The sequence below is a fragment of the Flavobacterium geliluteum genome (genome assembly GCF_017948595.1).
Lineage (GTDB): Bacteria > Bacteroidota > Bacteroidia > Flavobacteriales > Flavobacteriaceae > Flavobacterium > Flavobacterium flavipigmentatum.
In genome coordinates, this window is the sequence record NZ_JAGFBV010000006.1 from 22,047 (window position 1) to 36,316 (window position 14,270).

General features: G+C 34.0%; 9 protein-coding genes. 4 read left to right on the forward strand and 5 right to left on the reverse strand.

From position 1 onward, the window contains the following. Window positions 1-6 precede the first annotated feature (6 nt). The 4 genes from J3495_RS05105 (at window position 7) to J3495_RS19430 (ending at window position 7,667) form a co-directional block, all read left to right on the forward strand. Window positions 7-2,244 (forward strand): porin family protein, encoded by a 2,238-nt coding sequence (locus J3495_RS05105; protein WP_210665495.1) that lies wholly within the window; start codon window positions 7-9, stop codon window positions 2,242-2,244. A 9-nt stretch (window positions 2,245-2,253) separates the two neighbouring features. Continuing rightward, window positions 2,254-2,472 (forward strand): hypothetical protein, encoded by a 219-nt coding sequence (locus tag J3495_RS05110; RefSeq protein ID WP_210665496.1) that lies wholly within the window; start codon window positions 2,254-2,256, stop codon window positions 2,470-2,472. 122 nt (window positions 2,473-2,594) lie between these two features. Then, entirely contained in the window at window positions 2,595-7,265 is a 4,671-nt protein-coding gene (locus J3495_RS05115; protein ID WP_210665497.1) for a hypothetical protein, read from the forward strand. A 309-nt stretch (window positions 7,266-7,574) separates the two neighbouring features. Next, window positions 7,575-7,667, forward strand: a complete 93-nt coding sequence (locus J3495_RS19430; RefSeq protein WP_210665498.1) for a DDE-type integrase/transposase/recombinase — start codon at window positions 7,575-7,577, stop codon at window positions 7,665-7,667. Between the two features lie 447 nt (window positions 7,668-8,114). On the opposite strand, the gene J3495_RS05125 is transcribed toward J3495_RS19430, so the two are convergent. From J3495_RS05125 to J3495_RS05145, 5 genes are read right to left on the reverse strand one after another with little or no spacing between them, the layout of a single operon-like run. Beyond that, entirely contained in the window at window positions 8,115-8,510 is a 396-nt protein-coding gene (locus J3495_RS05125) for an acyl-CoA thioesterase (protein WP_210665499.1), read from the reverse strand. A gap of 3 nt (window positions 8,511-8,513) precedes the next feature. Next, window positions 8,514-9,647 carry a 3,4-dihydroxy-2-butanone-4-phosphate synthase gene (gene ribB, locus J3495_RS05130; RefSeq protein WP_210665500.1) on the reverse strand — a complete coding sequence of 378 codons (1,134 nt, stop codon included), beginning with the start codon at window positions 9,645-9,647 and terminating at the stop codon, window positions 8,514-8,516. Window positions 9,648-9,653: 6 nt separating this feature from the next. Further along, window positions 9,654-11,105, reverse strand: a complete 1,452-nt coding sequence (locus J3495_RS05135; protein WP_210665501.1) for an LptF/LptG family permease — start codon at window positions 11,103-11,105, stop codon at window positions 9,654-9,656. An 8-nt stretch (window positions 11,106-11,113) separates the two neighbouring features. Next, window positions 11,114-11,806: a LolA family protein gene (locus J3495_RS05140; protein WP_236025397.1), complete on the reverse strand. Its 693-nt coding sequence runs from the start codon at window positions 11,804-11,806 to the stop codon at window positions 11,114-11,116. A 7-nt stretch (window positions 11,807-11,813) separates the two neighbouring features. Then, a complete protein-coding gene (locus J3495_RS05145) occupies window positions 11,814-14,258 on the reverse strand; it encodes a DNA translocase FtsK (protein WP_210665502.1) in 2,445 nt (814 codons plus the stop codon). Window positions 14,259-14,270 lie beyond the last annotated feature (12 nt).

Here is a 14,270-nt window from a genome sequence, read left to right on the forward strand (position 1 = left end):
CAGTAAATGAAGAGAGAGAATAACACCATCTTATTTTGGTTATGCATTGTTTTTGCCTGCAGTTTTTGCAGGAAAGGATATGCTCAAGATGTAGACTTAGAAAATTTTTATAAACCAAATTTTAAAGTTACAGGTAATGTGAATGCAAACATGATGTATTACACTTCTAATATGCCCAATTCTCGTGAGCCTTTTACCTATTTGCTTTCAGGAAATTTGAATATTAGTGCTTTTAATTTTAGTGTTCCGTTATTTTACAGCATTACCAATCAGGGAAATAATTTAGGCTATACCGCTCCATTTGATTTTAACAGATTAAGCATTATGCCTAAATATAAGTGGGTAAAAGCCTATATTGGCAATGTGAGTATGACATTTTCGCCTTATACATTAAGCGGTTTTCCGTTTAAGGGAGTTGGTTTAGAACTTACTCCAAAAAGTCCGTTTAAAATAACTTTAATGGGAGGGCAATTGCTCAAGGCAGTATCAGAGGAAAATGCATCGGGAGGAACTCCGGTATATCAACGTTTTGGGTATGGAGCAAAAATAGGTTTTGATCAACCACAATATAAAATAGGCTGGATTGGTTTTTATGCCAAAGACGATGTTAATTCATTAACTTTAATAGATGATAAGGGAGTAACGCCAAAACAAAACTTTGTAAACAGTTTGATTTTTAGTACCTCTTTAATCAAAAATTTAAATTTAAATGTAGAATATGCTTTGTCTGTCCTAACCGATGATACTAGGGTTAAGAAACTTCCAGGAGGAAATTTCAGAGATAAATTATTTTCGAGTAAAGAAAGTACCAGTTTCATGAATGCCTTAAATGTTAATTTTGATTATAACATTCAAAAGAGTATTGTGGGAGTAACCTACGAGCGTATTGACCCTAATTATAATACACTAGGAGCATTATATTTTAATAACGATTTAGAGAATATTGCATTGCGTTTTGCGCGTCCTTTTTATCAGGATAAAATCATGATATCTACAAGTTTAGGCTATCAGAGAGATGATTTGGCAAAAGCTAAAAAGCAAGATACAAAACGGGTTGTAGGGTCAATAAATTTAAATTACAGAGTGACGGATCAACTTAATATTACCGGTAGCTACTCTAATTTCTCTACTTATACCAATAAAAAATTAGATCAGTTTGAGCTTATTAATAATCCAAATGTAGTCCAGTCTGATACATTAGATTACAGACAATTGTCTCAAAATGCCAATGTGAATATGTCGTATTCTTTCGGAAAAAAAAGGAATCAAAATCTAAATTTCAATTACAGTATTGCTGGTCAGGCCAATGAGCAAGGTGGTGTGATACGCAGAGGTCAGGCAAGCACAGTTCAGAATTATAATTTGGCACATTCGGTAAATTTTATTGCAACGAAAATAGCTTTAAATAGTTCACTTAATTATACCAGTAATGAGGTAGCACAAAACAATAATTCGTCGGTCGGAGCTTCAGTTGGAGCCTCAAAAAAGTTATTCAAAGACAAGCTGAATACTAATTTTGGTGTTCTTTACAACAATTCGCAGGGAAACAATAATTCGAGTTCTGTGTTTGGACTTAAATTTAACAATAGTTATATGCTGCTGGAAAAGCATAATTTTAATATGAGTATTATTTCAATGTTTAGAAGCAGTTCTAATGCTCAGAAATTTAATGATTTAACAGCAACATTAAATTATTCTTATTCAATTGATAAAATAAAATTACCAGCGAAAAAAGAACCTAAAAAAGAAACGAAAATTGTTTCAGATCCTGTTCTTAAAATAAAACATAAAGACAAGATTTATGAAGGAACGCGAAATGAAATCATAAAGCAATTGGAAGACCTTCAGCTTGCATTACGACCAATACCAAAGGAAGATTTTGATGAAATGCAACATCTATTAACGCTCACTACTCTAACTCCTGATGATAAAAGTTTTGAGGAAAAAGCTCTCAATTATTTAAAGGCTTACGATCAAAACTATGATATTTTAGACAGGTACAACAAATACATTTTGGAGACAGTAAAAAGTCTAAAAGAAGAAATGATCAATAAAGATGAAGGATTTGAAAGAGATTATGTTATGGCTCTTGGAAGAGTAAATAAACATAAGTTGCATGAAGCGAGTCAAGAAGATAAAATAGATATAACCAACAAAGCAAGTTATAACTCTTATTTGAAATTGGTGGAACGAAAAAATAAAAAGCTACAACCATTATTAATTCATCGATGGATGCTTAATTAGATTTCGATATTGGCAAATACACCAGCAGATGAAATTCATAAAAATGAAAATCTTTCGAATTTTAATAATCAAGAGTTGAATCACTTTTTTAAGATGATGAAAGATAAAAAATCAGATATTGAAATAATTGAAGAATTGAAAATAAAATTAATTCCGTTTTATCACGAATTAGCCATTAAAAATGTTAAAGATGATGAAGTTGAATTCAAATATTTAAAGAATAATTAGGGATTAAAAAGGATATGATTCTTTAAAATAAGATCAGAAAAATTCCTTCAAAAAAGAAATTTGGCTAAAATATTAAAAAAGTTACGATGCTTTATTTTACAAAAAAACAGGATTATTTGCTTATGAAAAACTTTTACAAAATACATTTATCGGTATTATTTATCATCTTTTCGGTTGTTTTTTCTTATGGGCAGGATATCGCTCCTCCAAAAGAATTAGGTGCAGCTTCCAGCGCTATCAAAAAGATCGAAGCCTCTGAGCGTTGGGTAGATAAATTTTCAAATCAGGATTTGGTAGAATTACCTATCGGAATTCGTAACACGGTAAATAATGTTCAATACTCGATCGGAATTACAAAAGCCGTTTTTTCACCAGAGTACACCACTTTAACAGTTTTTTGTAGAGTCGATATACCGCAAAAGGATAAAAATGGGCAACCCATGCAATTGTTTTTTGGTGCAGATAACGTAAAATTATCACATCAGGGAGGTATCATGGGAGAAGCAAAACTGGTGTTGTTGGGCAATGTAGACATTCCTTTTAGTGATAATAAGTGGCAGGTTTCGTTGTATGGTGGTTTTGAAATGGCTACCGGAAATGTCAATGATTTAACCTACGTAACAATTGATTGCGATGGTTTTAAAGAGATGAAAATTTCTGGTGCAATTGAGTTTTCAAGAAATTTGATATTGCCAATTGATCCAATAACAAAAACTGTCGACGAGAAAAAATTAACAGTTCCTAAAACCTACTATAACGGAAAAACCGTGCAAATTCCTAATAGAGTTAGAGGCGAGTTTAGCTTTATGGCAAGTAGTTGGAATGATATTTTGGTCAATGTAAGTTTGCAGCCATTTACTTTAAAAGACAAACGAAATGGGAAAGATTTTGATGGTAATTTTCAGTTTTTAGTCAGTAATGCAGTATTGGATTTAAGTGATTTAAAAAATGATCCCACGGTAGTCTTTCCAGAATATTATGCAAAAAACGCTCTTTTGGTACCGACTCCTCAGGCTTGGAAAGGAGTATTCATTCAAACTTTTGATGTAGGTCTTCCGAAAGAATTTCAAACCACAGATACTGCATCAAGTAAAGAACGACTTCACGTAGGCGCCCAAAATCTGATTATAGATAAATACGGTGTTTCAGGAACTTTTTATGCAGATAATGTTTTTCCATTGGATCGGGGAATTACCAGTCAGGAAAAATCATGGGCTTATTCCTTAGATCATATCGATGTAACCATTGCCGCCAATACCTTTGTAAAAGCAAATTTAAACGGTCAGATTCTTTTACCGATAAGTAAAGCTTCATCAGAAAAAAAGGAAACTACAACTACAGCAAGTCCAGCAAGTGCAGCAACAACTCAACCCAAACCAGCTCAGACCAATAGAGCAGGTTTGGCTTATAATGGATTTATATCCATGGAAGAGCAGCAATTGGTTGTTATAACAAAAGATTCTATAGCTTTTGATATCTGGAAGGCAAGAGCTTTATTGCTACCCAATAGCTCTGTTGAATTAAAATTAGTAAATGGAAGATTTTTACCTAAGGCGAATTTAAACGGAACTGTTTCTTTTGGTACCAACAAAGGAGCGTCTGATGATAAAGAGGTCGAGGGAAAAAAGACAGTTGATTTTAAAGGAATCTCTTTTGAAAATTTACAATTACAAACCGTTTCGCCTATTATCTCTGTTCGAAATATGGGTTATAAAGGTACAGTTGCTTTTGGTAACTTTCCTGTTTCGATTGGTAATATTAATGTTGCTATTAATGGAGATGATTCCCGAATTGACTTTGATTTAGGGATTAATTTGATGGAAAGCATTGGTGCGGGAGCCACGGCACGAATAGGGATAAAAGGGAAAATGTATGATGATGGCTATAGGCAACGAAGCCGATATGATGGTTTAGACTTATCCGCTATTAGTATTGATTGTAAATTCAGCGGATTAACCATTAAGGGAAGTCTTATCTTAATGGAAAAAGATCCTGTATATGGAAATGGATTTAATGCTGATCTGGAAGTTGATGTAGCTGAAATTGTAAATGTAAAGGCAAAAGCTATTTTTGGGCGTTCTACTTTTAGATATTGGTATTTTGATGCTGCAGTAAAATTTCCCCCAACACCCGGTGTTCCGTTTATGATTACTGGTTTTGGTGGCGGAGCCTATTATAAAATGCATCGAAATCAGGATGTCGCCATTGGTGATTTCTCTCCATCTGGACTCAGTTACACACCAGATGAAAAAATAAGCCTAGGAGTAAAAGCTTTGATTTATTTTCATATTGGTTCTGAATCAATTTGTGATGGTGAGGCAGGTTTCGAAATCGCTTTTAATTCAAAAGGCGGAGTAAATAGATTGGCCATTTTTGGGAAAGCAAATGTTATGGCCTCAATACCTGGTCTTAAAAATGTTACCGATTTAATGGGAAAAGTAGCTTCGAATGTTACTTCAAAGAAGAGTTTTCTGGGAGTAACAGATAATGATCTTAAAGGCTCTTTTGCAAGTAAATACATTCCTGAGGCAAAAGCAGCGATTCCGGGAGATTTATCCGCTCAAGTTGGTATAAGAATGGCTGCGGCTATTGAATTTGATTTTCAGAATAATTCGATGCATGCCACAACAGATGTCTATATTAATACACCAGGGAATTTCCTTTCTGGGATAGGAGAGGGAGGAAGAGCCGTTTGGGGTGTATTCCATAAAGATCCAAATGATTGGTACATGTACATGGGTACTCCAGATGACAGATGTGGTGTAAAGATTGGAGTTGCCGGAATGTTCTTAAAAACAACAAGTTATTTTATGGCAGGAACGGTGCTTCCCGGAAGTCCGCCACCGCCGCCTGTTGTTGCGCAAATTTTGGGTGTCGATGCCAAAGAACTTGATTACATGCGTGATGAAAATGCATTGGCCAATGGAGGAGGTTTGGCCTTTGGTGCCAGCTTGGAATTTGATACTGGAGATTTAAGTTTCTTACTTTTTTATGCTCGTTTTCAGGCCGGAATGGGGTTTGATATCATGCTAAAAGATTACCAAGAGGCCAGATGTTCTAATACTGGAGATCGAGTAGGTATAAATGGCTGGTATGCAAATGGGCAATCGTATGCTTACCTGCAGGGAGAACTAGGAATTAGAATCAAATTATCTTTCTTAAGATTAAAGGTTCCAATTATTTCAGGAGGAGCCGCTGTTTTATTGCAGGCAAAATTGCCAAATCCAGTCTGGATGAGAGGTTATGTAGGAGGTAATATGAATATTTTGGGAGGATTGATAAAAGGTAAATTTCGATTTAAATTTGAAATCGGAGAAGAATGTCAATTTGAAAATGGATCACCATTGGGAGGATTAAAATTAATAACAGATGTAACGCCAAAACAAAGTGCAACTGATGTGGATGTTTTTGCAGTTCCGCAAGCTGCATTTTCGATGAAAGTAAATGAAGCTTTTGTAATTCCGGAAGATGCTGGCGATGTCACTTATAAGGTAATATTAGAAAAGTTCAAAGTTTTTGATGGAATAAAAGAAATCCCTGGAATTTTAGAATGGAGTTCCATGAAAGATAAAGCTAATTTTGTCTCAACAGATATTTTACCTCCAAACAAAGAGCTTAAAGTTCAGGTTGAAGTTAGTTTTCAAAAGATGATAAATGGTGTTTTTCAGCCTATAAAAGTAGATGGAAAAGTGGCGACAGAGTATGAAGAAAGACTCTTTACAACGGGAGGAGCCCCAAATCACATTCCGCTTACCAACATACAATATTCGTATCCTGTGGTCGATCAAAAGTATTTCCTTGAAGAAGAATATCCAAAAGGGTATATTCAGCTAAAACGTGGTCAGGATTATTTGTTTGAAGATACAAGTTGGGAAACAAGTATTAGAGTAGATCAGGAGGGCACTTCTAATTCAAAGGCTACTGCTTTTAATTATAGTACCAGTTCAAACGAAGTTTATTATGATTTGCCTAATATCGATCAGGACAAGAAATATAATTTTTCGATAGTGAGCAATTTGAAACAAACTCCTTCGAGAAATGCAACAGCCTCTACAAGAACAAACACAATTAATAATGATGGTAATGACATACAAGTAAGAGAAAACCAAGCTGATGCATTATCTAAAGCAGAAGGAAGTATCGAGAGATTGTCTTACTCATTTAACACCAGTAAATACAAGACATTTATTTCTAAAATGAGTGCAATAAACACTCAAAGTTATAATTTTGGTGTCTTATATTCAGATGTTATTTATCTGACCAATACTATTTCAAGTCAGGAAGCATTTGATAAAGTTGAACTAAGTGGAGTAACGTATAGCGACAATAAGGCCATGATTACAGCAGAATCTAAATTAAATGATGAATATTATAAAACTGATGTGTTTCCGTATTTGTATAAAGACTATCCTTTAAATGGTAATTACTCTATCAGCAATAGAGATACAAATGAGTTAGGCATTATTCCTGCTAAAGCAATACCGCTTAATGCGTATTATATGACAAGTATAGAAAATGACGTAAATCAGTCATGGACAAAGGGTAATTTTCCGTTTAAGTATAATATGCCATTACTTTACAAACAAGATTGGGTAGATTTAAATAATCAAATTATAAATGCTTATGTGAATGGTGACACAAGTACTGATTTACTTGCAAAACGTTTTATAAACTCTAATTTTCAATTTATGAGATACGGGAATTATGAGATCGTAATGAAATACAATTTACCTGGAGGTAAGCAAGTAAAAGAGTTTATTTATAAATACAAAAACAATAATAATTTTAGGTAAACTATTTATTAAAAAAATGTGTATTGAAGCGCTTGAAGTTTATGTCGCATCTAGAGTTAAGTTTTATATTTTCCTTTTTAACTCTCAAATTAATGATTGCAAAAGGTTATAGTTATCCAAAATCCTTTATTCTTCGGGGCGTATATTTCAAGCTTAAGTTGACTTTAAGTTATCGTGATGAAGGGATAATGAAAATGCGTTGAGTTCAGATTGGCCATGCAACGATTCAACGCTGGATATATAAATTTTTAGCCCATTTATTGAAGCACAAATGAACAAACGTTAACTAAGAGTTGAAGTAGTTGGAGGATGTATGAAACTTATGTTAAGATTAAAGAACAGTGGTGTTATTTGTATCGAGCAGTTGATAAATTTGGTAATACACGGTTGATTTTCTATTGAATAAAATGAGAAATAGGATGTGTGCTCAGTCATTTTTAATCAAAGCGTTTAACAACAACTTTAACCCCGGTTAATAAATATTGACAAGAGTGGCTCAAATATTAACGCTCTTAAAGTTTATAATGATTGTTAATTTTCTAGAATAGTGATCAGGTAATGTAAATACCTTAATGGAATAGCTGAACAAGACCATCATTTTATTAAATGGAGAATTTTAAATGGATTAAGATTTGAAACTTTGAATCTGTAAAGAGAACTCCTGGTAGAGTTGAGGTTGTACACATGCTGAGAAAACAACAAATAAATAATCCTACTATAACTATGTTTAAATCATTCTGTTCGTTAACAACATAAATATACAATGTTACTAACTCATGATGTTTTAATAAAAACAAAAGCGATAGAAACCTTAAATTCTAATATTTAGTTTTTATAGATGCTACGTAACTATAATTCGTCTAAGATAGGTACTGGTTTTTTATTTTCATCGACTGCAACAAAAGAAAAAGTTCCCGAAACTACTGTTTCGCGCAACTCTGAGTACATTTGTTCCATAAAAATATCAACGTGAATTTTACAGCTTGTTCTACCTACACTCACTACTTTTGCCACTAATTCGATTAATGTTCCAGCCGGAATTGCTTTTTTAAAATCAATTTGACCGGTTGATATCGTTACTACTTTTTTTCGGCTGAATCGTGTTGCACAAATAAAAGCAACTTCATCCATAAGATGGAGTGCAGTGCCTCCAAATAAAGTATCATAATGATTGGTAGTACTCGGGAAAACAGCTTTAAAAATATGTGTCTCCGATTTTATAATTCTTTCTTCTAAAGTCCCCATATCTTAATAGTTAACGTATTCTGTAATTTCTAAACCATAGCCAATCATTCCGACACGTTTGGTTTGTTCTGTATTGGATACTAATCTGATTTTCGAAATATCGATATCGTGCAAAATTTGTGCTCCAATACCGTAATCTTTAGTGTCGATAACTACTTTTGGAGCTTGCATAGTGCCACTAGCCTGAAGTGTTTTTAGTTCTGCAATTCTATTCAGTAAATTAACGGCCTGCATGTCCTGATTGATGAATATTACTGCACCTTTACCATTTTCATTAATCACCTTAAACATATCGTCAAGTTGTTGCTCAGCATTATTGGTCAAAGTACCCAATAAATCATTATTTACCTGAGAAGAGTGAATTCTCGTTAAGATAGCCTCTCCGTTATTCCAAGTGCCTTTTGTCAGGGCAATATGTATTTGTTTATTAGTCGTTTGTTCGTAAGCTCTTAGTCTAAAAATTCCAAATCGCGTTTCGATATCAAAATCTTCTTTTTTGACAATCAAACTGTCGTGTTGCATGCGATAAGCCACTAAATCTTCAATAGAAACTAATTTTAAATCAAATTTCTTAGCTACTTTTATAAGTTGTGGCAAACGAGCCATTGTTCCGTCTTCATTTAGAATTTCACAAATAACACCAGCAGATTTAAAACCGGCAAGTCTTGCGAAGTCAATTGCAGCTTCTGTATGACCTGTTCTTCTTAACACACCGCCTTGTTTAGCTACCAAAGGAAAAATATGTCCAGGGCGCGCTAAATCATGTGGTTTCGTATTTTCATCCGTCAAAGCCAAAACTGTTTTGTATCTGTCTGATGCAGAGATTCCGGTAGTAACGCCATTTCCTTTCAAATCTACAGAAACAGTAAAGGCAGTCTCCATGTGATCGGTATTATTGGTTACCATTGGTCGCAAATCAAGTTCTTTACAACGGCTTTCTGTTAGTGGTGTACAAATTAAACCTCTTCCGTGTGTTGCCATAAAATTGATCATCTCTGGGGTTACTTTTTCGGCTGCAGCCAAAAAATCACCTTCGTTTTCGCGGTCTTCATCATCGACTACGATGATTACTTTCCCTTGACGAATATCTTCTATAGCTTCTTCAATGGTGTTAAGTTGTATTTTATTTGTTGACATAATTATTTATGGATTTTGAGAAGGGAAAAACCTTTTGGAAATTTTTTGAAATAAATTGTGAATAGGAGTCGTCAACGCATCAAAATTAATCAATCCGTTATCGTTGGTGGCACGATACGTTAGTAAAATGGCCAATGGAGACAAAATAATTGAAGACATCCAGGCTCCCATAAAAGGGCTCATACCGCCTTCTTGCGAAAGTCTTTTTCCAAATGTATTGATAAAGTGAAATGTAATAAAAATCAGTACAGCAAATACAATCGGTAAACCAAGTCCGCCTTTTCTAATGATAGCACCCAACGGAGCACCAATAAAAAACATTAAAAAACAAGCAAATGCAATTACAAATTTCTCGTACAAGGCCGTGAGGTGTTTATTTATATCGCGTTGTTTATCTTTTAAATCTTTCTGAGTCGATTCTATAGAGTAGACGGTACTGGTAATATTACTGGAAGCCATTTTTATGATTTCCAATTTTTCTCTATTACTGTAAAGTGACAAAAGATTGTTTGGTAGTGATTTTTTCTTCTTCTCTTTTGCAAAATAGCGTGTGGTTTTTGAAATTCCAACACGTTGATTGATGTTTTCTGAAAAGGAAAGCACTTCATTCTTGAAACTTTTATTTAATGAATCTAAAGTATACCCTAATTCGTTAACATTAAGCATGGCACTTGTTCCATTAATGTTTTCTTTGCTTTCGTCTACTTTATTCAATTCAGACAAATCAATATTGATAATATGTTTTTTAAAGGCACCTTTTATAAAAGGAAGTTTTGCACGGTCTTCGTACTTTTTTGGAGTAACATCTTGGTAATAATAACCATTGTTGAGTTCTAGTTTTAAGATGCTGGACTTTTCACTACTTACTAGTTTGCCATCTTTTGCTTTAATAACGGTTTTGTTCTCACCGTTGTTATTGGCTTTTTCGTGTATTGTAACGCCTGTTAAAATATTGCCGTTTTCACCTGATTTTTTGTTTACTTTAATGTTATAGAAGCCAACATCATTAAATTGTCCCTCGGCGATCGCCATAGCTGGCTTTGCCTGAGCAATATTTTTTCTAAAATTGGTAAATTTATATTCGGCGTACGGAATCACATTATTTGAAAACCAAAAAGCGACAATGCTTAAAATAAATATAAAAGCAATTAACACTCGCATGGCTCTCTGAAGTGATATTCCAGAAGATTTCATTGCTGCAAATTCATAATTTTCAGATAAATCACCAAAAGTCATGATAGAAGCCAATAATACCGAAAGCGGTAATACCAGCGGAATAATTCGAGGCATGGAGAACAGCAGGAATTTTACCACTAGTATTAGGTCTAGGTCTTTACCCGCAAGTTCTGAGATAAAGAGCCAAACGGTCTGTAGTATGAATATAAAAAAAAGGATTACAAATACCGTAGTAAATGTAATCAGAAATGTTTTTAGTAAGTATTTGTCTAAAATTTTCAACCTTGTAATTAATCTAATTTATTGATGTAGTACTTTGGATATTTACTCGCTACAAAGGTAAATTGATTTTTTGATAAAGGTTGATTGGTTTTAAAAGAATTAACGGTTAAAGTGGTTTTTGTACCATTTTTTCCGGTTTCAATCAAATTATAGATGTGTTTGGTTTGCACATCAATTCCCAAAAGGATTTCTTTTCTTTGATCTTTGGTGCTTGTAGGAGTTAATTTTATGTATTGAATTTTTCTTCCTTTAACATTTTGTACAATATCCATATTGAATTTGTAACCAGAATTAAAAAAAGTTAGCATTTTTGATGGTGTAATGGCATTATCATCTTTTTCGTTTACTTTAGAAATGGTAACTTCTTCATCCTCAGGAACGATTGTGTATGTTTTTTGTCCGTCAAATATTTTGGTTACACCCATAAAATTCAATAAATATTGATTGCCTTTCATGGTAACATTTCCTTTGCTATCCTGATTGATGTTTTCTTTGGCATTGTTCAAGGTATATTTAAAATCGATAACAATGTTATTGTAGCTTTTTATTTTAGTAGTTACTTGGTCCAATAAATCTTTAGCTTTTTTATCTTGAGCCTGAATCGTGCCAAAGCTTAAAAGAAGCAAAATTGCCATTTGAAAACATTTTTTGGTCATGTTTGCGATAGAATTGTTTTTGATTTCTTGAATTTTTAATTTCATGATGGTGTTAATTTTGTTCATTGTTAAAAAATTGATCAAGAGCATTCATGTCTAGAATGTTTACACTACGAGCCTTGCTACCCTCAAAAGGGCCTACAATTCCTGCAGCTTCAAGCTGGTCAATCAATCGACCGGCTCTGTTGTAGCCCAATTTTAACTTTCTTTGCAGTAGCGATGCCGATCCTTGTTGTGCATTTACAATAATTTCGGCTGCTTCTCTAAACAGAGTATCTCTTTCAGAAATATCTATATCAAGATTGATGCCATTTTCTTCCCCAACGAACTCAGGAAGCAAATAAGCGGTTGCATACGCTTTTTGTGAACCAATAAAATCAGTAATTTTTTCTACCTCCGGAGTATCAATAAAAGCGCACTGTACACGCACTACATCATTACCGTTAGTATATAATAAATCTCCTCGGCCTATCAATTGATCAGCACCTTGCGTGTCTAAAATAGTTCTCGAGTCAATTTTTGAGGTTACTCTAAAAGCAATTCTCGCAGGGAAATTGGCTTTAATCAAACCCGTAATTACATTTACAGATGGTCTTTGTGTTGCAATAATTAGGTGAATACCAATTGCACGTGCCAACTGAGCTAAACGAGCAATAGGAACTTCGACTTCTTTACCGGCAGTCATAATCAAATCGGCAAACTCATCGACTACCAAAATAATGTAAGGTAAAAATCGGTGGCCGGCCTCAGGGTTTAATTTTCTTGATTTGAATTTGTCGTTGTATTCCTTAATGTTACGTACCATCGCATCTTTCAATAACGAATAACGATTGTCCATTTCAACACAAAGCGAATTCAAAGTATTGACAACTTTTGCATTGTCGGTAATAATAGCGTCTTCTGTATCAGGAAGTTTGGCTAGATAATGTCTTTCAATTTTATTAAAAAGTGTTAGCTCTACTTTTTTCGGATCGACCAAAACAAATTTTACTTCGGCAGGATGTTTTTTGTATAAAAGAGAGGTCAAAACAGCATTCAAACCAACAGATTTTCCTTGTCCTGTAGCTCCAGCCATCAGTAAGTGCGGCATTTTGGCCAAATCGACAACAAAAGTTTCGTTCGAAATTGTTTTTCCTAAAGCAATTGGTAACTCCATTTCGGCTTCCTGAAATTTTGCCGAACCAATAACGCTTTTCATCGAAACCATTGTAGGATTCTTGTTCGGAACCTCAATACCAATCGTACCTTTTCCTGGAATTGGTGCAATAATACGAATTCCTAATGCAGAAAGTGATAACGCAATATCGTCTTCTAGACTTTTTATTTTTGAAATTCTAATTCCAGCTTCTGGAACAATTTCATACAATGTAACCGAAGGCCCAACCGTGGCTTTGATTTGTGCAATCTCAATTTTATAATTACGAAGCGTATCTACAATTCTGTTTTTATTCTCTTCTAATTCTTCTTGATTGATGGTAATTCCTCCAGTAGAATATTCTTTTAATAAATCTAATGTTGGAAATTTATAGTTGGATAAATCCAAAGTTGGATCAAATAATCCAAAATCAGCAACCAAACGTGAAGCAAGATTTTCTTCGATAATATCTTCTTCTTCATTTTTCTCAATAACAAATTCTTCCGTGTGTACGGGAGTTTCTGTTACAGGATTGATGCTCATTTGAAGCGGTTTTAAAACAGGATTTAAATCAATTTCTGACGAATTTGAAATGGTCGGTTTTAAAGCTTCTTTATTGATTTCGAATTGTGTGTCCTCAGTTTTTAGGTGGATGTTGTCCAGTTCTTCATCCTGATCTTCGACTGCAAATTCTTCTAAATTATAGGCGCTATCTGCTTGCGAAGGTTTGTTCAAGGTACTCAATTCTGACTTTAATTCTTTTTTGGTGGAATCAAAATAAGACTGAATTTTCTCAGGAGATAATTTAATTTTAAAGATCAAATAGACAATCAAACCAAAAAGCAGCATCAATAAAGTGCCCGTTTTTCCGATGTAGTCCTGCGAGAATAAATTGAGTTCATAACCAATGGTTCCGCCTAGTTCTGGGGCAGATGTGGCGAAAAATCCAAATAATATAGAAACAACAATGATGGCAAATAAATCCCAGAACCAAATATTTTTTAATTTTTTGGTCGAAAGTTCCAGTGCTAAAAACATTCCCGTAAGGAAAAATAGTCGCACCAAAATAAAGGAAGCAATTCCGAAGCCTTTGTATACGATACCATCCGCAAGAAAAGCTCCAAATTTTCCGAGCCAATTTTGCACGGTTTGAGAACGATCTCCAAGTTCGTTTACAACGCTTTGATCAGATTGCCCGTTGATATAAAAGGAAATAAATGCAACTAATAATGCTACTGAAAAAAGTACCAAAAGACAACCTACAACAAATTTGTGCTGTTTGGTTAGCTTCCAAGATCTTTGACCTTCAGCTTTTGGTTCGTTTTTTTTATTGTTAGTTTCTTTTTTGGTTGTTTTAGCCATTCTTGCGTTTAC